Origin of the sequence: Citrobacter sp. XT1-2-2 (genome assembly GCF_023516235.1) — a bacterium.
Lineage (GTDB): Bacteria > Pseudomonadota > Gammaproteobacteria > Enterobacterales > Enterobacteriaceae > Citrobacter > Citrobacter werkmanii.
This window is the reverse complement of sequence record NZ_CP097324.1, coordinates 1,497,449-1,518,674: the sequence shown is the minus strand read 5'-3', so window position 1 is coordinate 1,518,674 and position 21,226 is coordinate 1,497,449. Positions and strand designations below refer to the sequence as shown.

Sequence of the window (21,226 nt, the reverse complement as noted above, 5' to 3'; positions counted from 1 at the left end):
GTATCGTTTCAGAGAAGTGAAAAACATAAGGTGAACGTAACAAATACCGGGGGCAACAAATTCATTACCTCCGGATATGCCGCTCTTAGCTATAGTTACGACGATTGCTCGTCGTTAACTGATCGTCATTACGTCAGAAGCGCGGTTTAGTGGGAATACAGGCCGGATGATTGCTAAATACCATCCGACATTGGCCTTACAAAATATGCCCCAGCGTCTGACGCAGATGTGCGCCAGAACCAAGCAGGCCCGGATTATCATGCACAATCAGATACACCGGAATATCCTGAACGTAGGCTTTAAAACGTCCTTTATCTTCAAACCCACCGCGGAAACCGGAAGCTTTAAAGAATTCAAGGAAGCGCGGCACGATCCCGCCAGCGATGTACACGCCGCCAAACGTGCCCAGCGTTAACGCCAGATCGCCGCCAAAGCGGCCCATGATCACACAGAACAGCGACAGCGCGCGGCGGCAGTCGATACAGGAATCTTCCAGCGCACGGGCGGTGATATCCTTCGGCTGCAGATTTTCCGGCAGGCGGCCGTCTGATTTGACGATGGCGCGATACAGGTTCACCAGTCCGGGTCCTGAGAGCACACGTTCAGCAGAAACATGACCGATTTCCGCACGCAGAACCTCAAGGATAATCCCCTCTTCTTCGCTGTTAGGCGCAAAATCCACATGCCCGCCTTCACCCGGCAGACTTACCCAGCGTTTATCAACGTGCACCAGATGCGCCACGCCGAGGCCAGTTCCCGCGCCATACACCGCAATCGGTTTACCTTCGACAGGTTCCGCGCCGCCAAACTGGATCAAATGATCTTTTTTCAGCATAGGGATTGCCATCGACACGGCGGTGAAATCATTAATGATTTCCAGATGGCTAAAGCCCAGATTTTTTTTCATCTCAGCAATAGAGAATGCCCAGGTATGGTTGGTCATTGCCACCCAGTCGCCGGTGATCGGACAGGCAATGGCAATGCAACCATCTTCGACGCTGACGCTATGCTCATCCAGGTACACGCGCACCACAGCCTCCAGACTGGGGTAATCCAGCCCGGAATAGGTTTTTGCCTGCGATATCTCGCCACTGGCAATGTCGCACAGAGCAAGACGTGCGTTGGTGCCGCCAACATCACCTACTAAAGCATATTTTGTCATTCTTCCACTGCTCCGCTAAAGTCAGAATAAATCTTTGCCACACTGTAAATTCATGGGGGCATAACAACAACGGCCTGAAGGCTGATGCCCGTAGAAAATCGATCCAGATCACACAATTACTTTATCGTTTCAGCACCATTTGCAGCGATGCGGTCGCGCAGGCTGTGCAAACTATATCTATGACTCTGTTTGAAGGAATTGAAAATGCTCCATCCGCGAGCCAGAACGATGCTCTTGCTATCAACTCCCGCGATAATCATTGGCATAGCGTCCAGCCTGGTGTTGATCGTTGTGATGAAAGTCGCTTCCGTTTTACAGCAATTTTTATGGGAGCGTCTGCCGATTAGCATCGGAATTGCCCAAGACTCTCCGCTGTGGATCATCGGTATGCTCACGTTAACCGGACTGATGGTCGGGCTTGTCATCCGCTACAGCCGGGGCCACGCTGGTCCGGATCCGGCTTGTGAACCGTTAATCGGAATGCCGGTGGCCGTTTCGGCGCTGCCAGGCCTGCTGGCGGCGCTAATCCTCGGTCTGGCGGGCGGCGTCAGTTTAGGGCCGGAACATCCCATCATGACCGTGAATATCGCCCTCGCAGTGGCGCTTGGCAGCCGCCTCTTTCCGCGCATTGCTAAGCTGGACTGGACCATTCTCGCCTCTGCCGGCACCATCGGGGCGTTATTTGGTACTCCCGTGGCCGCCGCGTTGGTGTTTTCGCAAACGCTGAATAGCTCGAACGATGTTCCTTTATGGGATCGCCTGTTTGCGCCGTTAATGGCCGCCGCCGCAGGTTCACTGACCACCAGCCTGTTCTTTCATCCCCATTTTTCATTGCCCATCGCGCACTATACGCAAATGCATCTGATCGATATCCTCAGCGGTGCGGTCGTTGCTGCTATCGCCATTGCCGCGGGCATGGTGGCCGTCTGGTGTCTACCGCGCTTGCATCATTTAATGCATCGGCTTAAACACCCGGTACTGATCCTTGGGGTTGGTGGTTTTATTCTCGGTATTTTGGGTGTAATTGGCGGACCGCTTACCTTATTTAAGGGACTGGATGAAATGCAGCAAATGGCGTTTAGCCAGACGCTGGGGACAACGGATTATTTGCTGCTTGCCGTGATCAAACTGGCGGCATTGGTGGTCGCCGCAGCGAGCGGTTTTCGCGGCGGGCGAATTTTTCCGGCGGTCTTCGTGGGTGTCGCGCTGGGTCTGATGCTGCACGCCCATGTTGAAGCCGTTCCGGCAGCCATCACGGTCTCCTGCGCGATTCTCGGGCTGGTGCTGGTCGTTACCCGCGACGCGTGGCTGAGCCTGTTTATGGCGGCAGTCGTGGTGCCAGACACCACTTTGCTGCCGCTGCTTTGCGTCGTTATGCTCCCCGCCTGGCTTTTATTGGCCGGAAAACCAATGATGATCGCCAGCCGTCCCGAGGAGTAGCTATCCTCCGTTGCGAGATTCCAGCGCACGGGTCACCGTGCGCAATAACTCAGGAAGATCGGCTTTCGGTAGCACCACTTCAATTAATGACAACCGTTGCGGACGGGACAGCCGGGCCAGCACTTCCTCCAGTTGGACCGCCTGCTTCACTCGCCAGCATTCCGCCTGACATTCATGACTTAACGCCTGCGGCACCAGCGTCCAGTTCCATCCGGCGATGTCGTTATAACGCTGATTTGCCCCGTGAATGGCCCTCTCCACGGTATAGCCGTCATTGTTAAGCAGTAAAATCACCGGTGATTGCCCGTCCCTGAGCATAGAGCCCAGTTCCTGGATAGTGAGTTGCGCTGCACCATCGCCAATAATCAGGATCACCCGGCGGTCCGGGCAGGCCGTTTGCGCGCCAAATGCCGCCGGGAGCGCGTAGCCGATGGAACCCCACAGGGGTTGGACCAGGACTTCCGCACCGCTGGGTAGCGAGAGCGCTGCCGCACCAAATGCCGCCGTTCCCTGGTCGACGAGGATGATGTCATCCGGCGCCAGATAGTGTTGCACCGTTTGCCAGAAATTTTCCTGGGTCAGCAGCCCCTTCTCAACCTGGATACGCCCAACTGGCGGGCGTTCGGGCGGCAGTGAAAACGACATCTCCAGACACAACTCGCGTAACGTAGTGACGGCCTGTTCCATCGGAACGTTAAACCATTGGGTACCAACACGTGACGCATGGGGTTGAACGTCAATCGTGCGCTCCGGTGGTAACCGTTGCGTAAACCCAGCGGTCAGGGTGTCGACAAATTGTGTACCGACACAAATAATCGTATCGGCATCTTCAATGGCCTGGCGCACATAGTCGCTACTGGCTCCGGCGCTGTACGTACCGACAAACGCCGGGTGACGCTCATCAAATAACCCTTTCCCCATCAACAGCGTGGCGTGAGCCATCGGCGTTTCCGCCATCCAACGCTGCAATACAGGCTGTAAGCCAAAACGCTGCGCGAGAAAGTCGGCCAGCAGCGCTACGCGCGGACTGTCCAATAGCCGCTCGCGGGCATAATAGCGAAACGCTTCCGCCACGCTGCTTTCCGGTTCGCTCAGAGGAATAATCAGGGCGTCATTCGGCGGCGTGGCGGGCTGTTTTGCCACATCAGCAGGCAACATCAGATAGCCCGGCCTGCGCTCAGTTAACATCGCCCGCAGCACGCGATCAATTTCATAGCAGGCGTTTTGTTCATCCAGCGCTGCGCTGGCCGTCGTTACAGCCTGCTGCATACGGTAAAAATGCTGAAAGTCACCGTCGCCAAGGGTGTGATGCATCAGTTCCCCACGACGCTGCGCACCGCGACAGGGCGCGCCGACAATATGCAAAACGGGAACATATTCCGCATAGCTTCCCGCGATGCCGTTGATCGCACTTAACTCTCCCACGCCAAACGTGGTGAGCAAAGCTCCCGCCCCTGCCACCCGGGCATAGCCATCCGCAGCATAAGCCGCATTTAATTCGTTCGCACACCCGACCCAACGTACGCTGGGATGTTCAATCACGTGGTCAAGAAACTGCAAATTATAATCGCCAGGCACACCAAAGAGGTGGCCGACGCCACAGCCTGCCAGCCTGTCCAGCAGATAATCAGCAACGGAATATTGGGTTTGCATGACAGCTATCCTTCTGACGGTAACCTCAATGTTGAGTATCGAAGAACTGTGATGACTGTCCAGGGGAGTTGCTGTGAAGGGGGTGGAAAGCAAGCTGTACAGTTTTGACGATTAAAAATTCATTACAGTCTGCTTTGTGTAAACGTATACACTCAATGACACACGTTATCCAACAGGAGGCTACATGGTTTATCAGGCTGATGAAAATCGCTATCAAACAATGGAGTATCGCCGCTGCGGCCAGAGCGGCCTCAGGTTGCCGATTGTTTCTTTGGGTTTGTGGCATAATTTTGGTGATGCCACGCAGGTAGAGAACAGTCGGGCGCTGTTACAGCGCGCATTCGATCTGGGAATTACTCATTTTGACCTGGCGAATAACTATGGCCCGCCGCCGGGTTCAGCGGAGCGAAATTTTGGCCGCATTCTGCAGGAAGATTTTTTACCGTGGCGGGATGAGCTGATCATCTCCACCAAAGCGGGCTACACCATGTGGGAGGGGCCCTACGGCGACTGGGGATCGCGCAAGTACCTGATTGCCAGCCTCAATCAAAGCCTGAAGCGTCTGGGGCTGGAGTATGTTGATATCTTCTATCATCACCGGCCCGATCCAGAAACGCCGCTCAGAGAAACCATGCGCGCGCTGGATCATATTGTCCGTCAGGGGAAAGCGCTGTACGTCGGGCTGTCTAACTATCCGGCTGAGCTTGCCAGGCAGGCGATTGAAATACTCGACGATTTAGGCACCCCCTGCCTTATCCACCAGCCTAAATATTCCCTGTTTGAACGTTGGGTCGAAAGTGGCCTGCTGTCGCTGTTACAGGAAAAGGGTGTTGGCAGTATCGCCTTCTCACCGCTGGCGGGTGGGCAATTAACCGACCGCTACCTGAACGGTATTCCTGCGGACTCGCGCGCGGCAAGCTCCAGCCGTTTTCTTAACCCGGACCAGTTAACGCCACAAAAACTGGAAAAGGTCCGTGCGCTGAACGCGCTCGCAGAGCGCCGGGGACAAAAACTTTCTCAAATGGCGCTCGCGTGGGTATTACGGGAAGACAAGGTCACCTCCGTGCTGATAGGCGCCAGTAAACCCGCGCAAATTGAAGACGCCGTTGGCATGCTGGCAAACCGGCATTTCTCTGCCGAAGAGTGCGCTGAGATTGATGCCATTCTGAGCTGATTGAAATAAAGACACATTTATTAACAAAAAGTGCTCTCGCTCGCGATTTAAGAGTTAAGGCGATGAAACGGGGCTTTACTGCCCCGTAATATTACGTTAACAGGCCGGCTACGGCTCGATCGTGAAGGAGAGTAAACATGTTCAGGTCACTGATTCTGGCGGCAGTCTTATTGGCTTTTACCCCGCTGGCCGCGAACGCTGGCGAAATCACCCTGCTGCCATCAATAAAATTGCAAATTGGCGATCGCGATAATTACGGTAACTACTGGGATGGCGGCCGCTGGCGCGACCGGGATTACTGGCATCATAACTATGAGTGGCGCAAAAATCGTTGGTGGCGTCATGACAACGGCTATCATCGTGGCTGGGATAAACGTAAAGCTTATGAGCGCGGCTATCGCGAAGGCTGGAATGACCGTGACGACCATCGCGGTCGCGGGCGCGGTCACAAACATCATCATTAATGTAACAAAAGAGCCTGCGGGCTCTTTTGTTTTTACAAACCCAGCGCGGTTCCCACCAGTAGCCAGATATTGAGCGCGACCACTAACACCACAATCATCCAGCCAATGTATTTGACCCAGGCGGTGTTAACCAAATCCCCCATCAATGGGCCGTTGCTGGTAAAGATTAGTAGCGGCACCAGCGCAAGGGCAATCCCGAAACTGAGCAACACCTGGCTCATCACCAGAATACGGGTCGGATCCAGCCCCATCAGAATCACAATAAATGATGGCATCATAGTGACGGTGCGACGTACCCATAATGGGATATGAAAGCGGATGAATCCCTGCATCACCACCTGCCCCGCCAGCGTGCCGACCACAGTAGAAGACAGTCCCGCAGCCACCAGGCTTAAACCAAACACCGTCGCCGCCGCATGGCTCAACAGCGGTTCAAGGGTCAGGTACGCTTGATCGAGATCGGCGATACCGGTATGCCCGCTAAAATGAAATGCGGCGGCAGCTGTCGCCATCATCGCCAGATTTACAAATCCGGCAATCGTCATGGCGATAGCCACATCCCATTTGGTGGCCGTATAGCGCTGTTGGCGCGTTCCGCCGTGCAGATGCTGGGTTAAGGAAGAGTGCAGATAAATGACGTGCGGCATGATGGTCGCGCCAAGTACGCCTGCGGCCAGGAACACAGCCTCCGAATTGGGCAGGCTGGGAATAATCATCCCCTTGCTAAGCTGCGCGAAGTTCGGTTGGGAAAAGATCAGTTCCACAATGTAAGCCGCGGCCACAAACAGCAGCAGGCCGCCAATGACTTTTTCCAGCGGCTTTTGCCCGCGGCGCTGCAGCATCAAAATTAAAAATGTCGCGATGCCGGTAAGCACGGCCCCCTGCAATAACGAAACGCCCAGGATCAGTTTGAAACCAATCGCAGCGCCAATAAACTCAGCAAGGTCGGTCGCCATGGCGATAATTTCAGCCTGCACCCAGTAAAACCACACCACCGGGCGAGGATAATGATCGCGAATTTGCTCTGCCAGGTTTTTACCGGTGGCAATACCCAGTTTTGCCGACAGCACCTGAATCAGCATCGCCATCAGGTTTGCCCAGACCACCACCCACAGCAATTTATAACCAAAGCTGGCCCCTGCCTGGATATTGGTGGCAAAGTTACCTGGATCGATATAACCGATCGCCGCGATGAACGCAGGTCCCATTAATGCGAGCTTCAACTTGCGCGCTGCCCGTCCACTGCTACTCTCAACGCGATCGTTCGTCATTTTAGTGCCCCAGAAACATAGCCTTTGCTATGTTTCAAGCTACGCCCATTGAGAATGATTATCAAATTCATTTTAATGGGTGAAGTTGATTTCTCTGATAGCGATTGTCTATGGATCGATAAAGATTCTGGAAATACCGGTGAGATGTTTAATTATTGTTATTAGATTAGCACAATGACATAACTTTTCACTTCCCTACTCAACATAACAGAAGTGTATCGCCGATCACTAATTTTGAATCTCGTCACAGGTCCTTATTATAGTGTGTGTTTGATCTCGTTTTCTTTATGGTTGTTACATAGAATGTGCACGAAAACTAAACCTGCCTCATATTTGGAGCAAATATGGACCGCGTTCTTCATTTTGTCCTGGCCCTTGCCGTGGTTGCGGTACTCGCACTGCTGGTAAGCAGTGACCGTAAAAAAATCCGCATTCGTTATGTTATTCAACTGCTTGTTATTGAAGTGTTACTGGCATGGTTCTTCCTGAACTCTGATGTCGGTCTGGGCTTCGTGAGAGGCTTCTCCGAGATGTTTGAGAAACTGCTCGGATTCGCTAATGAAGGGACAAACTTTGTCTTCGGCAGCATGAACGACAAAGGCCTGGCATTCTTCTTCCTGAAAGTGCTTTGCCCGATCGTCTTCATTTCCGCGCTGATCGGTATTTTGCAGCATATCCGCGTTCTGCCAATTGTCATCCGCGCGATTGGTTTCCTGTTATCTAAAGTCAACGGTATGGGTAAGCTGGAATCCTTTAACGCCGTCAGCTCCCTGATCCTGGGTCAGTCCGAGAACTTTATCGCCTATAAAGATATTCTCGGCAAAATGTCCCGCAACCGTATGTACACCATGGCTGCGACAGCGATGTCGACGGTTTCCATGTCTATCGTCGGCGCGTATATGACCATGCTGGAGCCGAAGTACGTGGTTGCTGCGCTGGTTCTGAACATGTTCAGCACCTTTATCGTCTTGTCGCTGATCAACCCCTACACCGTTGATGCCAGCGAAGAAAACATTCAGATGTCTAACCTGCACGAAGGCCAGAGCTTCTTCGAAATGCTGGGTGAATACATCCTGGCAGGTTTCAAAGTGGCAATTATCGTTGCAGCCATGCTGATTGGTTTCATCGCGCTGATCGCCGCCCTGAACGCCCTGTTCGCTACCGTGACCGGTTGGTTTGGCTACAGCATCTCCTTCCAGGGCATCCTGGGCTACATCTTCTACCCGGTTGCATGGGTAATGGGTGTACCGTCCAGCGAAGCGTTGCAGGTGGGCAGTATCATGGCAACCAAACTGGTTTCTAACGAATTCGTCGCGATGATGGATCTGCAGAAAATCGCCTCTACGCTCTCTCCACGCGCTGAAGGCATCATCTCTGTGTTCCTGGTCTCCTTCGCTAACTTCTCTTCCATCGGGATTATCGCCGGCGCGATTAAAGGCCTGAACGAAGAACAAGGTAACGTGGTTTCCCGCTTTGGTCTGAAGCTGGTGTACGGCTCTACGCTGGTGAGCGTACTGTCTGCATCCATCGCAGCACTGGTGCTGTAAGCCTAAGACAACATTGTCGTGTTAAGACCGGGGAGGTTTTTCTCCCCGGTTTTTTTATGCGTGTTATTCAGCAAACCAAAGAAATATAAGGTGAGAACTGGCAGGATGTAAAAACAAAAAACCCCCGCTTTTCAGCGAGGGTTTAAATTTTGGTGGAGCTAAGCGGGATCGAACCGCTGACCTCTTGCATGCCATGCAAGCGCTCTCCCAGCTGAGCTATAGCCCCACGATGCTTTTACGTACAGACCAAATTTATTGGGATTAAATTTGGTGGAGCTAAGCGGGATCGAACCGCTGACCTCTTGCATGCCATGCAAGCGCTCTCCCAGCTGAGCTATAGCCCCGTCACGTAAAGCTTGTCGAGTTGACGGGCGGCATCATATGAATTCCCTTCGCGTGTGTCAACGGCAAAATTAACTCATAGAATTCAATCGCTGAAAAAGCAGTCAAATGAAGAACATTGCGTAACAACTCGCATTCAGTAGTTAAACGCGTCACGGTTTCTACTAAAATGGTGCTATAAAATGAGCCACTAATTAACCCCACGACTACTCAGGGAATCGTTATGTTCAAGGAACGGATGACGCCAGAAGAGCTTGCTAATCTGACCGGATACAGCCGACAGACCATCAATAAATGGGTGCGCAAGGAAGGTTGGGCTACATCACCAAAACCAGGCGTTCAGGGCGGTAAAGCCCGTCTGGTTCACGTCACCGAACAAGTTCGTGAATACATTCGCAGCGCTGAACGTTCAGCCGAAGGTTTATCAGATAACTTATCGTTATCCGGTGATACTTCGATTGAGGCGCTGCTGATTAGACTCGCCAAAGAGATGACGCCATCAGAACAGAAAATGTTTACGTCATTGATCCTGCGTGAAGGCATTACGGGTTTATTACAACGCTTAGGGATCCGCGAAAACAAATAATATGAAAAAATTACGCAGCAAAATGACGACCGAAGAGCTGGCGGAATGTCTCGGGGTAGCCAAACAAACCGTCAATCGTTGGATCAGAGAGCAAAACTGGACCACCGAAAAGTTTCCCGGCGTTAAAGGTGGTCGTGCGAGACTTATTCATATTGACTCCGGTGTCCGCACGTTTCTGCTCAACGTTCCCGCTTTTCGCAAAGCTCCTGAGTTTTATCAGGCTGAAGAACCGCTGGCAGAATACACCCATGTAGTGCGCAGCCATGCCTGTCGCCAGATAATCAGCGCACTGGACAATATGTCGCCAACGGAACAAGAAAAGCTGGCGATGTATATCTCGCGCGAAGGGATTCGTAATTTCCTTATTCGTCTGGGCATTGATGAGTCTGAATAACAGGTAAAAAAAACGGCAGGAGCGCATCCTGCCGTTGTGTCATCAATCAGCCAGAATTACTGCTGACTTTCACGCTCTGCAATAAACGCCAGTGCTTTGTTAATACGCTCAACGCTGCGGGATTTGCCAATCGCATGCACCGTGACGTCTAACGCCGGGGACTGACCCGCGCCGGTTACCGCGACGCGCAGCGGCATCCCAACTTTACCCATACCCACTTCCAGCTCATCAGCGGTTGCCTGAATCGCGTGGTGGACGTTTTCTGCCGTCCATTCGGTAATGGCGGCCAGTTTGTCGCGAACCACTTCCAGCGGCTGACGCGCAACCGGACGCAGGTGTTTCTTCGCCGCGTCAGCGTCGAACTCAGCAAAGTCTTCATAGAAGTAGCGGCAGCTCTGCGCCATTTCTTTCAGCGTCTTGCAACGCTCGCCCAGCAGTTTCACCAGCTCAGACAGTTGAGGCCCAACGCGAGTATCGATATTTTCCTGCTCAATGTGCCACTGCAGATGCGTTGCCACATATTCCGGCGCCAGCGCATTAATGTAGTGATGGTTCAGCCACTGCAATTTTTCAGTGTTGAACGCGCTCGCAGACTTGCTCACCGCACCGAGGGAGAACAGTTTGATCATCTCTTCACGGGTGAAGATTTCCTGATCGCCGCTGGACCAGCCCAAGCGCACCAGATAGTTCAGCAGCGCTTCCGGCAGATAGCCGTCATCGCGGTATTGCATCACGCTGACCGCACCGTGACGTTTAGAGAGTTTTTTACCGTCGTCGCCGTTGATCATCGACACGTGCGCGTAAACCGGCACCGGCGCATTCAGCGCTTTCAGGATATTGATCTGACGCGGGGTGTTGTTGATATGGTCTTCGCCACGAATAACGTGAGTGATTTCCATATCCCAGTCATCGACAACCACGCAGAAGTTGTAGGTTGGGGAGCCGTCGGTACGGCGGATGATCAGATCGTCCAGCTCCTGGTTGCTGAATTCGATCGGCCCACGGATCTGATCGTCAAAAATAACGGAACCGTCCTGCGGGTTGGCAAAACGCACCACGCACGGTTCATCGGCGGCATGGTGCTCATGACCGTGGCGGCAGCGGCCGTCGTAACGCGGCTTCTCACCGTTCGCCATCTGCTCTTCGCGCAGCGCATCCAGACGCTCTTTGGAGCAGTAGCACTTATATGCGGTGCCTGCTTCCAGCATTTCATCAATAACAGCGTTGTAGCGATCAAAACGTTTGGTCTGGAAGTACGGGCCTTCATCCCATTCCAGATTCAGCCAGTTCATACCATCCATAATGGCTTCAATAGCTTCCGGCGTGGAGCGTTCGAGATCGGTGTCTTCAATACGCAGCACAAACTCACCGCCATGGTTACGTGCAAAAAGCCAGGAATAAAGAGCAGTGCGCGCACCGCCGACGTGCAGGTAACCTGTCGGGCTTGGCGCGAAGCGAGTTTTGATTTTCATGAAATGGCCTTACGTTTATAAAGATGCCGACAACCGGCAAATCCAGGGAAGATTATCAGGCTCGTATTCTATCACTGTGGTCTGATTCCTCAATGTTGATCGGGTTGGAACATCACGCTTTGCCATTTTCGTATACAAATCATGCTGCATGGATTGTTTTGCGATCGTTTTGTTTAAATTTACGACGAACGAACAATTTCTTTTGAAAATGCGTTGACTCATTTTCAACTCTCCCTATAATGCGACTCCACACAGCGGGGGTGATTAGCTCAGCTGGGAGAGCACCTCCCTTACAAGGAGGGGGTCGGCGGTTCGAACCCGTCATCACCCACCAACTACTTTATGTAGTCTCCGCCGTGTAAAAACAAGAAATTGAGAAGTGGGTGATTAGCTCAGCTGGGAGAGCACCTCCCTTACAAGGAGGGGGTCGGCGGTTCGATCCCGTCATCACCCACCACTTTCTCGCCAGCTGGATTTCTTGTTAAAATATGAAGTACCGAAGTGGGTGATTAGCTCAGCTGGGAGAGCACCTCCCTTACAAGGAGGGGGTCGGCGGTTCGATCCCGTCATCACCCACCACTTCGGGTCGTTAGCTCAGTTGGTAGAGCAGTTGACTTTTAATCAATTGGTCGCAGGTTCGAATCCTGCACGACCCACCAATGTAAAAAGGCGCCCTAAAGGCGCCTTTTTGCTATGCGCAAAATTCAACGATTCGAACCTGCAGCAGGTTCGGCTCGAACGTAGTGAGACAACGGAGCCGTTTACGGCGACGGCCCGAAGGGCGAGCGAAGCGAGTCATCCTGCACGACCCACCAATGTAAAAGAGGGCGCTGGCGGCGCCTTTTTGCTATCTGCGATATGAAAAATTCGAATCTGCTTACCTGATGCGCTGCGCTTATCAGGCCTACAGGCAATACCGCACGCGTAGGCCGGATAAGACGTTAGTCGCCATCCGGCGCAAACATCATACCATCAACGCCGCCACCAGTTTCTCCAGCGCGGGCGTTGCCTGCTGCTGGTCATACACAATATACAAATCCGCCGGAATACGTTCCTCTAACGGACGGAACACCACACCCGGCCAGCTCATTTGTGCATAACTGTCTGCAATCAACGTAATTCCAACCCCCATACTGATCATCGCCAACACCGTTTGCGGCTCCTTCACCTCGCGAATAATCATTGGTGAAAATCCGGCGCTTTGGCAAACGCGCTGTAAAAATGCCCAGTCGGTATGAATGGACGGCATTGTGACAAAATATTCGTTCCGCAACGCTTCCAATGGTATCGCGGCTAGTTCAGTCAGTGGATGCTCTTCTGGCATTGCCACCAGGAAAGAGGATTCATGCAAACGCAGGCTGGTAAATCCAGGCGAAGGCTCAGTGGCCATCCGCCAAATTCCCGCATCCAGCTCACGTCGTTCCAGCATCGTCATCTGCATGGCTGGCATATTCTCGCGAAACAGCACCTCAACGTTAGGGTTATCTTTTAAAAAACGCCGCATCACTGGACGCATTTTTCCCCACATCGCCGTACCGATAACACCGAGTTCAATCCGCCCTGCGTCGCCGCGACCAATTTGCTCTACTCTCGCCAGCGCCTGATTCGCACTGGATAGCAATCGGCGCGACTCTTCCATCAAAATTTTTCCGGCATGTGTTAAGGCTACACTGCGGGAATGTCGGATAAAAAGCAAAGTGCCGAGTTGTTGTTCCAGCTCTTTAATATGCGTACTGAGCGGCGGTTGCGACATATTCAGGCGAGCAGCAGCGCGTCCAAAATGCAGTTCTTCTGCGACAGCAAGAAAATAACGCAGTAACTTCAGATCGATACGGTGCGTGCGTTCCATGGATAATGCGCTCCTGAGGACAAAGGATAATGCGCAAAGTTACCACATTGCATCGCGGAAAATGAAACGGCGGGTATCAGTCCCCCGCCGCGAATGTCACGTTAATGCGCCAGCGATTTCTGCGCCAATTTTTCTGGCTCATGCTTGTATTTAAAGAACAATGCAAAGATAACCGCCAATGCCAGCGCATACGCGGCAAAGACTAACCAGATAGTCTGCCAGTCCTTAACGCCATCGACAGAGAAGTAATCTACCGCCATCCCGCTCAGGATTGAGCCAACCCAAGCGCCCACGCCATTGACCATCGTCATAAACAGCCCCTGCGCACTGGCGCGAATGTTAGAACTCACTTCCTGCTCTACAAACACCGATCCTGAAATATTGAAGAAATCAAACGCGCAACCATAGACAATCATCGACATCAGCAGCATCACAAAGCCGACCGGGGACGGATCGCCAAAGGCAAAAAAACCAAAGCGCAGCGTCCACGCCAGCATGCTCATCAGCATTACCGTTTTAATACCAAAGCGTTTGAGGAAGAACGGGATAGTCAGGATAAAGCCCACTTCCGCCATCTGTGAAACTGAAAGCAAGATAGAGGAATACTTCACCACAAAACTGTCGGCAAACTCAGGATTACGAGCAAAATCATGCAGGAACGGATTGCCAAAGACATTAGTAATTTGCAGTACCGCCCCCAACATCATCGCAAACAAAAAGAAGATTGCCATACGTGGATTTTTAAACAAGACAAAAGCATCCAGCCCAAGCTTGCTGGCAAGCGTTGTGTCCGCTTTCTTCTCGGCAACCGGAATTTTCGGCAACGTCAGCGCATACAGAGCCAGCAGCAACGATGCGCCAGAAGCGATATACAGTTGCGCACTGCTCAGTTCCAGTCCCATCAGACTCACCGTCCACATGGCCACGATAAAGCCGATAGTGCCAAACACGCGAATGGGTGGAAAAGCGGTGACCGGGTCCTGACCCGATTGCGCCAGACACGAGTAGGAAACACTGTTCGATAACGCAATCGTCGGCATATATGCCATCGCGTTAACCAACATCACCCAGAACATGGTCTGCGGATCGGTAACGGTAGTGGCATATAGCAACACACCCGCGCAGACAAGATGGCAAAGCATGTAGGCGCGTTCGGCGCGTAGCCATTTATCGGCAATGATCCCCATTATGCCCGGCATGATAATCGCTGCCAGCCCTTTCGAACTGTAGACCATACCCACATTCGCGCCGGTAAAATCCAGGGTATTAATCATGTAAGAACCCAGGGTAACCAGCCAGCTCCCCCAGATGAAATATTGCAAAAACGACATGAGCTTTAAGCGAGATGCGATACCCATTTTTCCGTTCCTTGCCAAAAAAGTAAGACCCCGCAAGCGGGGTCAATTTTTAATTATTCAGGCCAGTTTGCGCAAAAAGCCGCAGATCAGATTGATAAAGTTCTGCCGGGAGAGTTCCGCTGCCGCCAGCGTCTGCGCGTGAGATAATTTCACATCGCCCAAACCTTCCGCCAGGTTAGTGATAGCTGCGACCGCAACCACTTTCAGACCGCAATGGCGGGCAGAGATAACTTCAGGCACCACCGACATCCCCACGACATCGCCACCAATGATTTGCATCATGCGAATTTCTGCCGCGGTTTCAAAGTTTGGTCCCGGATAAGAGACAAATACGCCTTCGCTCAGCGGGAAACCTTCTTCTGCGGCAACGGTTTGCAGGATTGCACGATAGTCAGCATCATAGGCATTCGCCAGCGAAAAGAATCGCTCGCCAAAACGCTCATCGTTAAGTCCCACCATCGGTGTACCTGGCATCGTATTGATGTGATCGCTAAGCGCAACCAAACTACCCGGCCCAACTTCAGGGCGGAGGGAGCCTGCGGCGTTGGTACAAAATAACAGTTCACAGCCCAGCAGCTTCAGTGTGCGAATGGCATCGGTCATCACCGTCATACCGCGCCCTTCATAGAAATGTCCACGCCCTTTCATACAGGCCACCGGAATACCTGCCAGATTTCCCAACACCAGTTCACCGGCATGACCGTGAACGGTGCTCACCGGGAACCCGGGAAGTTTCTCGTAAGAAATGGCCACCGCATCCTCAATTTGATCCGCCAACGCGCCCAGGCCTGAGCCAAGAATAAAAGCGACGCGAGGAGTGAAATCCGGCTTATAGCCACGAATAATATCGGCGCTGTACCAGGGATTTTGCGAGAAAAGAGAGTGGCTCATGAGATATCCTTAATACTGAGTAATCGAAAATAACGTCGCGTACCACACTGTTATAGCGGGACTACGCAATCGATTACCAATACCGTTTATCCCGACAAGCGATAGTAAATCGGTATCGATGAGGTACGCTAAACTGGTTTGAATTCACATTATTTTTCTGCCAGAAATGGCATGGGGCGGTTTATATCTTATACAGCGGATCGCTTGCGCGACCAGCAGTTAACTCACTGGCCTGCATGCGCACCACGTCCCACAACGCCTGAGCCGCGGTAGATAAAGAACGGTTTTTACGTCGCGCCAGCATCAATTGTCGTTCAACCACCGGCGTCAGACGCTTAACCTGTAAATGGCTACCCTGCGGTAAGGGGAGCGCCAGCGCGGGCAGTACGCTGATACCAATGCCCGCCTCTACCATTGGAAACAACGTGGCCGGGTGACCAATCTCCTGAACAATATTGGCATCAATCGAAAAGTGGGCCAGCGCCGCATCGATCAGCGGTCGACTGCCGGAAGCGTAATCCTGTAGCACCAGACGCTCATGATAGAGATCCTGCCAGTTGACCCATTCCCGCTGGGCTAACGGATGATCCTGCCGACACAGCAACAGGAAAGGTTCGGACAGTACGGCTTCACACTGCAGATCGGTCACAGCACCAGGATCAATCACAATGCCAAAATCGACTTCTCCCTGGCGAATGCTTTCCAGCACCCACTGCTGTGGCCTGTCGTGCAGCACAAAATCGATCGCAGGATAAAGCTGATTACTCTGGGCAATACACTGTGGAATCAGGTGTGCGGAGATCGTCTGGCTGGCGGCAACGCGCACCGTTCCGGTTAACTGCGTCCCCACCTGGCCTGCTTCACGCAGGGTGCTGTGCAGTTCATCCAGAATACGCTCCAGTCGCGCCGCCAACTGATGCCCGGCTTCTGTCAGTACCACTTCTCGTGTTGTTCTATCTAATAATCGGACGCCCGTCTGCCCTTCCAGCTCTTTAACGCTATGGCTGACCGCCGACTGGCTTAAGCCAATGATATCCCCCGCCCGGCTAAAACTTTTAGCCTGAGCGACGGTAACAAAGATACGGAGCTGACGCAGAGAGTAATTCATCTATTCGATTCATATATGGATGCAATAAATCAATTTTATTTCTCAAACGGAAAAACGCAAAATGTTCCTACCGAATTTCAGGAGCTTTTATGAAACTATTTCGTATTCTTGATCCGTTCACGATAACGCTAATTACCGTCGTTTTACTGGCTTCCTTTTTCCCGGCCGAGGGCGGTTTTGTCCCTTTTTTTGAAGGCTTAACCACCGCCGCCATTGCCCTGCTGTTTTTTATGCACGGGGCAAAGCTGTCGCGTGAGGCCATTATTGCCGGCGGTAGCCATTGGCGTTTGCATCTGTGGGTCATGTGCAGCACTTTCGTCGTCTTCCCGGTATTGGGTGTTCTGTTCGCATGGTGGGCACCGGTTAATGTTGACCCGATGCTGTATACCGGTTTCCTGTATCTGTGTATTTTGCCGGCCACGGTGCAGTCGGCCATCGCCTTTACATCGCTGGCGGGAGGTAACGTCGCCGCCGCCGTGTGCTCCGCTTCGGCCTCCAGCCTGCTGGGTATTTTCCTTTCACCACTGCTGGTAGGCCTGGTGATGAATATGCACGGCGCGGAAGGCAGCCTGGAGCAGGTGGGGAAAATTATGCTGCAACTGCTGCTGCCATTCGTGTTGGGACATCTTTCACGTCCATGGATTGGTAACTGGGTATCACGACATAAAAAGTGGATCGCCAAAACGGACCAATCCTCCATTTTACTGGTGGTGTACTCTGCCTTTAGCGAAGCCGTGGTTAACGGGATCTGGCACAAAGTGGGAATCGGCTCACTGCTGTTTATCTGCGTGGTCAGCATCGTTCTGCTGGCCATTGTGATTGGCATAAACGTCTTTGTTGCCCGGAAATGCGGCTTCAATAAAGCCGATGAAATCACCATTGTCTTCTGCGGTTCGAAAAAGAGCCTGGCGAATGGGATCCCAATGGCAAATATTCTGTTTCCGACTTCGGTGATTGGCATGATGGTGCTGCCTTTGATGATCTTCCATCAAATTCAGCTGATGGTCTGCGCCGTGATGGCCCGTCGCTACAAGCAACAGACGGACGCATTGCAGGCGCAGCAGAAAAGCCGCGCCGCAAAGGCTTAAAGCGGGCGTTTCAGGGGCTGCACCAGTTGCGTCAGCCCCTCAGTTTTAATCAGCAGCGTGATTTGCATCAGCTCGCCAAGTTTACCCGCCGGGAATTCATCCTTACGGGCAAACCACAGCAGATACTCTTCCGGGACATCAATCAGCCGACGCCCCTTATATTTGCCAAAGGGCATCACGGTGTTGGCGATTTCAACCAGCTGCTCTTTTTCCATCTCAGGCACCCAGTAAGCGGATCATTTCAGCTTCATCAATCACGGTAATACCCAGTTCCTGCGCTTTTGCCAGTTTCGAACCCGCCGCTTCGCCGGCAATCACCAGATCGGTTTTCTTCGACACGCTACCGGCCACTTTTGCGCCCAGTTCGGTTAATCGTGCTTTGGCGTCATCACGCGACATCAGGCTCAGGCTTCCGGTCAGCACCACCGTTTTGCCCGCGAACGGGCTGTCGATTTCCTCAGCGTTGATAACCACCGGCGCGGGCCAGTGAATGCCCTGCGCCAGCAACTGGCCTATCACCTCGCGGTTGCTCTCTTCGGCAAAGAAATTAAACACGTGCGTCGCGACCACAATGCCAACATCCGGCACTTTTTGCAGCTCTTCAACAGAGGCCGCTTCCAGCGCATCCAGAGTGCCGAAATACGCCGCCAGACCTGCGGCAGTGGCCTCGCCGACTTCACGAATGCCCAGCGCGTAGAGGAAACGGGCAAACGTCGTTTCTTTCGCTTTTTCCAGCGCATTCACCACGTTTTGCGCCGACTTTGGCCCCATCCGATCGAGTCCGGTGAGCTTGCCTGCCGTCAGGGTGAAGAGATCTGCTGGCGTATGGACATACTCTTTCTCCACCAGTTGATCGATAATTTTGTCGCCCATACCGTCAACATCGAGCGCGCGGCGGGAAACAAAGTGTTTCAACGATTCCTTACGCTGGGCGCCGCAAATCAGGCCGCCGGTACAGCGAGCGACCGCTTCGCCTTCCACACGTTCAACATCAGACCCACACACCGGACAGTGCTGTGGAAACACGATTTCACGCGTCTCTTCCGGGCGCTCGGAAAGCACCACGTTGACCACCTGCGGGATTACATCGCCCGCCCGGCGAATAACGACTTTATCGCCAATACGCAACCCCAGACGATCGATTTCATCGGCATTATGCAGAGTGGCGTTACTGACCAGAACCCCGGCAACCTGAACCGGCTCAAGGCGAGCAACGGGCGTAATCGCCCCGGTACGTCCGACCTGAAACTCAACATCGCGAACAAAGGTCATCTGCTCCTGCGCCGGAAACTTAAAGGCCACCGCCCAGCGCGGCGCGCGAGCGACAAAGCCCAGTTGCTCCTGCAACGCCATGGAGTTGACTTTAATCACCACGCCGTCGATATCGAAGCCCAACGTCGGTCGGTCTTCTTCAACCTTGTGATAGTAAGCGAGTACTTCCTCCGGCGAGTCACACAGCGCTACCCTGTCGCTTACCGGCAGTCCCCACTCTTTAAATTGCAGCAGACGGCCGAGGTGAGTATCAGGCAGCGCGCCGCCTTCCAGCACACCAACGCCATAGCAGAAGAAAGTAAGCGGTCGCTTCGCCGTGATACGGGGATCAAGCTGGCGTAATGACCCGGCGGCGGCGTTGCGCGGATTAGCAAACACTTTATTGCCGGTGCGGCGGGCTTCTTCATTAATTTTTTCAAATCCGGCCTGTGGCAGGAACACTTCCCCGCGCACTTCCAGACGCGTGGGAATATTATCGCCACGCAGTTTTAACGGGATCGCGCGGATAGTGCGCACGTTAGAGGTAATATCCTCCCCCGTGGTGCCATCACCGCGCGTTGCGGCGCTGACCAGTACGCCGTTTTCATACAGGATACTGACCGCCAGGCCGTCCAGTTTCAGTTCACAGCACCAGGTCAGCTTATCGGTGCTCTTCAGTCGGTCCTGCACGCGCTTGTTGAAGGCGAGAAAACTCTCCTCATCAAACACGTTATCCAGCGACAGCATCGGCACTTCATGGCGAATCTGGCTGAACGCCGACAACGGCGCGGCGCCAACACGTTGGGTTGGCGAGTCGGGGGTAACAAGGTCCGGATGCTGCGCTTCCAGCTCGCGCAGTTCACGCATCAGGCGATCATATTCCGCATCGGGAATTTCCGGCGCGTCCATCACATGGTAGAGATACTCATGATGGCGAAGCGTGGTTCGCAGTTCTGTCAGTTGTTGTTCGATTGATTCCATATCGCACCATCAATGATAAAAAACCCCCGACAGGCGGGGGTTTAGCAAGGAAATGTCACGCCAGAAGAAAATCAGGCGTGAGATTCTTTAACTTCGCGGATGCGGTCCTGATATTCCCGCAGTTTCTGCGGCGTCATCATACGACGTTGATCGTCGAGCACCACACCGCCAACTTCATCAGCAATGTGCTGCGCGGACTGCAGCATCAGCTTAAAGTTTTGCAGCTCGTCCCCATAGGACGGAACCTGCATAAAAATAGTCACGCCAGGCGTGCTGAAGTCGCCCGTCATCTCCGGGTCAAAGGTACCAGGATTAACCATGTTGGCAAGACTGAACAGCGACGGACCACTGCCATCCGGGCTCAGGTGACGATGGAAAATATTCATATCGCCAAATTTAAAACCGGCTTGCTGAATGCTGTTGAGCAGCACATCACCGTTGAGTTCGCTACCATGGTGAGCCGCGACGTTCATAATAATGACCGCTTCTTTACGCTGCGGTTTTTCGGCAACAGGCGCTTCTTCAACGACCGGCTCAGGCTGCGGTTGGTGTTCAACGACAGGCTCTGCTGGCTGGAAGGTCTGCGGCGCAGGTTGCGGAGCCTGCTGCACGGGCTGCTGAACCTGCGGAGCAACGGGCTGATGCTGTACCGGCTGTTGCACCGGTTGCGGCTGAACAGGCTGATGTTGCACAGGCTGCTGCGGTTGAACAGGCTGAGGCGGCTGCTGAACATGCGGCGGCGGTACCGGCGCTTGTGCAGGCTGCTGCGCGGTTTGACGCGGCTGAGCAGACGCATAAGGCGGCTGGTACTGGTGTTGCGGCGACTGAGGAGGAACACCATGTTCCTGCGCGTTACCGGGAGCATGATTCACACGATGAACGCGAACTTCGCCCACGCCTTCGTCTTCCTCGACGTTGTCGTCGAACGAATCCTCGTATCCACGTTTAGACTTCATGCGTTTCAGTGGGCGATCGCGGAATATAGAAGACCGCTCTTTACGGCTAGTCCAAAAACCATGTACCAGTAAAGCGATTATGGCGATCGCGCCAACAATGATTAATATCAGACGCAAATCCTGCATCATTATATTCTCTGTTGTTCTAACACCTTGCCACCACGGCAAACATTTACTCACTAAGAGTATTTGTCGATTACGCCAAGTGCAAGTGCACTCTTGGCTTTCACGGCATAAAG

At 53.1% G+C, this 21,226-nt stretch carries 18 protein-coding genes, 6 tRNA genes and 1 other RNA gene; 12 read left to right on the top strand and 13 right to left on the bottom strand.

Going from position 1 to position 21,226, the window contains the following annotated elements:
- Positions 1–196: 196 nt before the first annotated feature.
- Positions 197–1,162, bottom strand: a complete 966-nt coding sequence (gene glk / locus M4I31_RS07170; RefSeq protein WP_042306971.1) for a glucokinase — start codon at positions 1,160–1,162, stop codon at positions 197–199.
- A 204-nt stretch (positions 1,163–1,366) separates the two neighbouring features.
- Here glk and M4I31_RS07165 point away from each other — a divergent pair, with 204 nt between their 5' ends.
- Positions 1,367–2,602: an ion channel protein gene (locus M4I31_RS07165; RefSeq protein ID WP_085047780.1), complete on the top strand. Its 1,236-nt coding sequence runs from the start codon at positions 1,367–1,369 to the stop codon at positions 2,600–2,602.
- Here the strand turns inward: M4I31_RS07165 and M4I31_RS07160 are convergent, their stop codons facing one another.
- Positions 2,603–4,255 (bottom strand): alpha-keto acid decarboxylase family protein, encoded by a 1,653-nt coding sequence (locus M4I31_RS07160; RefSeq protein ID WP_085047779.1) that lies wholly within the window; start codon positions 4,253–4,255, stop codon positions 2,603–2,605. It lies immediately after the preceding gene.
- A gap of 184 nt (positions 4,256–4,439) precedes the next feature.
- On the opposite strand from M4I31_RS07160, the gene mgrA reads away from it, so the two are divergent.
- Positions 4,440–5,429, top strand: a complete 990-nt coding sequence (gene mgrA / locus M4I31_RS07155) for an L-glyceraldehyde 3-phosphate reductase (protein ID WP_085047778.1) — start codon at positions 4,440–4,442, stop codon at positions 5,427–5,429.
- Positions 5,430–5,566: 137 nt separating this feature from the next.
- Entirely contained in the window at positions 5,567–5,893 is a 327-nt protein-coding gene (gene ypeC, locus M4I31_RS07150) for a DUF2502 domain-containing protein YpeC (protein WP_003834889.1), read from the top strand.
- A 32-nt stretch (positions 5,894–5,925) separates the two neighbouring features.
- On the opposite strand, the gene M4I31_RS07145 is transcribed toward ypeC, so the two are convergent.
- Positions 5,926–7,164 (bottom strand): Nramp family divalent metal transporter, encoded by a 1,239-nt coding sequence (locus tag M4I31_RS07145; protein ID WP_085047777.1) that lies wholly within the window; start codon positions 7,162–7,164, stop codon positions 5,926–5,928.
- Positions 7,165–7,508: 344 nt separating this feature from the next.
- On the opposite strand from M4I31_RS07145, the gene nupC reads away from it, so the two are divergent.
- Entirely contained in the window at positions 7,509–8,711 is a 1,203-nt protein-coding gene (gene nupC / locus M4I31_RS07140; RefSeq protein ID WP_038642445.1) for a nucleoside permease NupC, read from the top strand.
- 150 nt (positions 8,712–8,861) lie between these two features.
- On the opposite strand, the gene M4I31_RS07135 is transcribed toward nupC, so the two are convergent.
- Both M4I31_RS07135 and M4I31_RS07130 read right to left on the bottom strand, forming a co-directional pair.
- Positions 8,862–8,937, bottom strand: a tRNA-Ala gene (locus M4I31_RS07135).
- 42 nt (positions 8,938–8,979) lie between these two features.
- A tRNA-Ala gene (locus tag M4I31_RS07130) sits at positions 8,980–9,055 on the bottom strand.
- A gap of 221 nt (positions 9,056–9,276) precedes the next feature.
- Between M4I31_RS07130 and M4I31_RS07125 the strand changes: the two genes are divergently transcribed.
- Complete coding sequence (locus M4I31_RS07125) at positions 9,277–9,639, top strand: YfeC-like transcriptional regulator (RefSeq protein WP_006683575.1); 363 nt, start codon at positions 9,277–9,279, stop codon at positions 9,637–9,639.
- A 1-nt stretch (position 9,640) separates the two neighbouring features.
- Positions 9,641–10,033 carry a YfeC-like transcriptional regulator gene (locus tag M4I31_RS07120; RefSeq protein ID WP_038642449.1) on the top strand — a complete coding sequence of 131 codons (393 nt, stop codon included), beginning with the start codon at positions 9,641–9,643 and terminating at the stop codon, positions 10,031–10,033.
- A gap of 56 nt (positions 10,034–10,089) precedes the next feature.
- Here M4I31_RS07120 and gltX read toward each other — a convergent pair whose 3' ends face one another.
- A complete protein-coding gene (gene gltX, locus M4I31_RS07115; protein WP_038642458.1) occupies positions 10,090–11,505 on the bottom strand; it encodes a glutamate--tRNA ligase in 1,416 nt (471 codons plus the stop codon).
- 258 nt (positions 11,506–11,763) lie between these two features.
- On the opposite strand from gltX, the gene M4I31_RS07110 reads away from it, so the two are divergent.
- From M4I31_RS07110 to M4I31_RS07090, 5 genes are all read left to right on the top strand, one after another.
- Positions 11,764–11,839: transfer RNA gene (locus tag M4I31_RS07110), tRNA-Val, on the top strand.
- A gap of 47 nt (positions 11,840–11,886) precedes the next feature.
- Positions 11,887–11,962: transfer RNA gene (locus M4I31_RS07105), tRNA-Val, on the top strand.
- Between the two features lie 46 nt (positions 11,963–12,008).
- Positions 12,009–12,084, top strand: a tRNA-Val gene (locus M4I31_RS07100).
- 4 nt (positions 12,085–12,088) lie between these two features.
- Positions 12,089–12,164, top strand: a tRNA-Lys gene (locus tag M4I31_RS07095).
- Between the two features lie 22 nt (positions 12,165–12,186).
- Positions 12,187–12,320: non-coding RNA, RtT sRNA (locus M4I31_RS07090), on the top strand.
- A gap of 149 nt (positions 12,321–12,469) precedes the next feature.
- Here M4I31_RS07090 and M4I31_RS07085 read toward each other — a convergent pair.
- The 4 genes from M4I31_RS07085 to M4I31_RS07070 form a co-directional block, all read right to left on the bottom strand.
- Positions 12,470–13,354 (bottom strand): LysR family transcriptional regulator, encoded by an 885-nt coding sequence (locus tag M4I31_RS07085; protein WP_085049683.1) that lies wholly within the window; start codon positions 13,352–13,354, stop codon positions 12,470–12,472.
- A gap of 101 nt (positions 13,355–13,455) precedes the next feature.
- On the bottom strand, positions 13,456–14,712 hold the full coding sequence (locus M4I31_RS07080) for a nucleoside permease (RefSeq protein ID WP_250856864.1): 1,257 nt from the start codon (positions 14,710–14,712) through the stop codon (positions 13,456–13,458).
- 57 nt (positions 14,713–14,769) lie between these two features.
- Complete coding sequence (gene xapA / locus M4I31_RS07075) at positions 14,770–15,603, bottom strand: xanthosine phosphorylase (protein WP_038642464.1); 834 nt, start codon at positions 15,601–15,603, stop codon at positions 14,770–14,772.
- 181 nt (positions 15,604–15,784) lie between these two features.
- The gene (locus tag M4I31_RS07070; RefSeq protein ID WP_069324504.1) at positions 15,785–16,711 is read right to left on the bottom strand and encodes a LysR family transcriptional regulator; all 927 of its coding nucleotides are present in this window, start codon (positions 16,709–16,711) and stop codon (positions 15,785–15,787) included.
- 89 nt (positions 16,712–16,800) lie between these two features.
- Between M4I31_RS07070 and M4I31_RS07065 the strand changes: the two genes are divergently transcribed.
- Entirely contained in the window at positions 16,801–17,799 is a 999-nt protein-coding gene (locus tag M4I31_RS07065; RefSeq protein ID WP_038642468.1) for a bile acid:sodium symporter family protein, read from the top strand.
- Here the strand turns inward: M4I31_RS07065 and M4I31_RS07060 are convergent.
- The 3 genes from M4I31_RS07060 to zipA all read right to left on the bottom strand — a co-directional run bounded on the left by M4I31_RS07060 (position 17,796) and on the right by zipA (position 21,116).
- Positions 17,796–18,014 carry a DUF3820 family protein gene (locus M4I31_RS07060; protein ID WP_032944144.1) on the bottom strand — a complete coding sequence of 73 codons (219 nt, stop codon included), beginning with the start codon at positions 18,012–18,014 and terminating at the stop codon, positions 17,796–17,798. The two genes, M4I31_RS07065 and M4I31_RS07060, sit on opposite strands and share 4 nt — an antisense overlap.
- Position 18,015: 1 nt before the next feature.
- Entirely contained in the window at positions 18,016–20,031 is a 2,016-nt protein-coding gene (gene ligA, locus M4I31_RS07055) for an NAD-dependent DNA ligase LigA (protein ID WP_085049685.1), read from the bottom strand.
- A gap of 71 nt (positions 20,032–20,102) precedes the next feature.
- Entirely contained in the window at positions 20,103–21,116 is a 1,014-nt protein-coding gene (gene zipA / locus M4I31_RS07050; RefSeq protein ID WP_161668233.1) for a cell division protein ZipA, read from the bottom strand.
- Between the last annotated feature and the right edge of the window lie 110 nt (positions 21,117–21,226).

What these genes read in the sequence shown, in the direction of transcription:
- glk (WP_042306971.1), bottom strand. Translation starts at nt 1,162, where the DNA reads ATGACAAAATATGCTTTAGTAGGTGATGTTGGCGGCACCAACGCACGT.
- M4I31_RS07165 (WP_085047780.1), top strand. Translation starts at nt 1,367, where the DNA reads ATGCTCCATCCGCGAGCCAGAACGATGCTCTTGCTATCAACTCCCGCG.
- M4I31_RS07160 (WP_085047779.1), bottom strand. Translation starts at nt 4,255, where the DNA reads ATGCAAACCCAATATTCCGTTGCTGATTATCTGCTGGACAGGCTGGCA.
- mgrA (WP_085047778.1), top strand. Translation starts at nt 4,440, where the DNA reads ATGGTTTATCAGGCTGATGAAAATCGCTATCAAACAATGGAGTATCGC.
- ypeC (WP_003834889.1), top strand. Translation starts at nt 5,567, where the DNA reads ATGTTCAGGTCACTGATTCTGGCGGCAGTCTTATTGGCTTTTACCCCG.
- M4I31_RS07145 (WP_085047777.1), bottom strand. Translation starts at nt 7,164, where the DNA reads ATGACGAACGATCGCGTTGAGAGTAGCAGTGGACGGGCAGCGCGCAAG.
- nupC (WP_038642445.1), top strand. Translation starts at nt 7,509, where the DNA reads ATGGACCGCGTTCTTCATTTTGTCCTGGCCCTTGCCGTGGTTGCGGTA.
- M4I31_RS07125 (WP_006683575.1), top strand. Translation starts at nt 9,277, where the DNA reads ATGTTCAAGGAACGGATGACGCCAGAAGAGCTTGCTAATCTGACCGGA.
- M4I31_RS07120 (WP_038642449.1), top strand. Translation starts at nt 9,641, where the DNA reads ATGAAAAAATTACGCAGCAAAATGACGACCGAAGAGCTGGCGGAATGT.
- gltX (WP_038642458.1), bottom strand. Translation starts at nt 11,505, where the DNA reads ATGAAAATCAAAACTCGCTTCGCGCCAAGCCCGACAGGTTACCTGCAC.
- M4I31_RS07085 (WP_085049683.1), bottom strand. Translation starts at nt 13,354, where the DNA reads ATGGAACGCACGCACCGTATCGATCTGAAGTTACTGCGTTATTTTCTT.
- M4I31_RS07080 (WP_250856864.1), bottom strand. Translation starts at nt 14,712, where the DNA reads ATGGGTATCGCATCTCGCTTAAAGCTCATGTCGTTTTTGCAATATTTC.
- xapA (WP_038642464.1), bottom strand. Translation starts at nt 15,603, where the DNA reads ATGAGCCACTCTCTTTTCTCGCAAAATCCCTGGTACAGCGCCGATATT.
- M4I31_RS07070 (WP_069324504.1), bottom strand. Translation starts at nt 16,711, where the DNA reads ATGAATTACTCTCTGCGTCAGCTCCGTATCTTTGTTACCGTCGCTCAG.
- M4I31_RS07065 (WP_038642468.1), top strand. Translation starts at nt 16,801, where the DNA reads ATGAAACTATTTCGTATTCTTGATCCGTTCACGATAACGCTAATTACC.
- M4I31_RS07060 (WP_032944144.1), bottom strand. Translation starts at nt 18,014, where the DNA reads ATGGAAAAAGAGCAGCTGGTTGAAATCGCCAACACCGTGATGCCCTTT.
- ligA (WP_085049685.1), bottom strand. Translation starts at nt 20,031, where the DNA reads ATGGAATCAATCGAACAACAACTGACAGAACTGCGAACCACGCTTCGC.
- zipA (WP_161668233.1), bottom strand. Translation starts at nt 21,116, where the DNA reads ATGATGCAGGATTTGCGTCTGATATTAATCATTGTTGGCGCGATCGCC.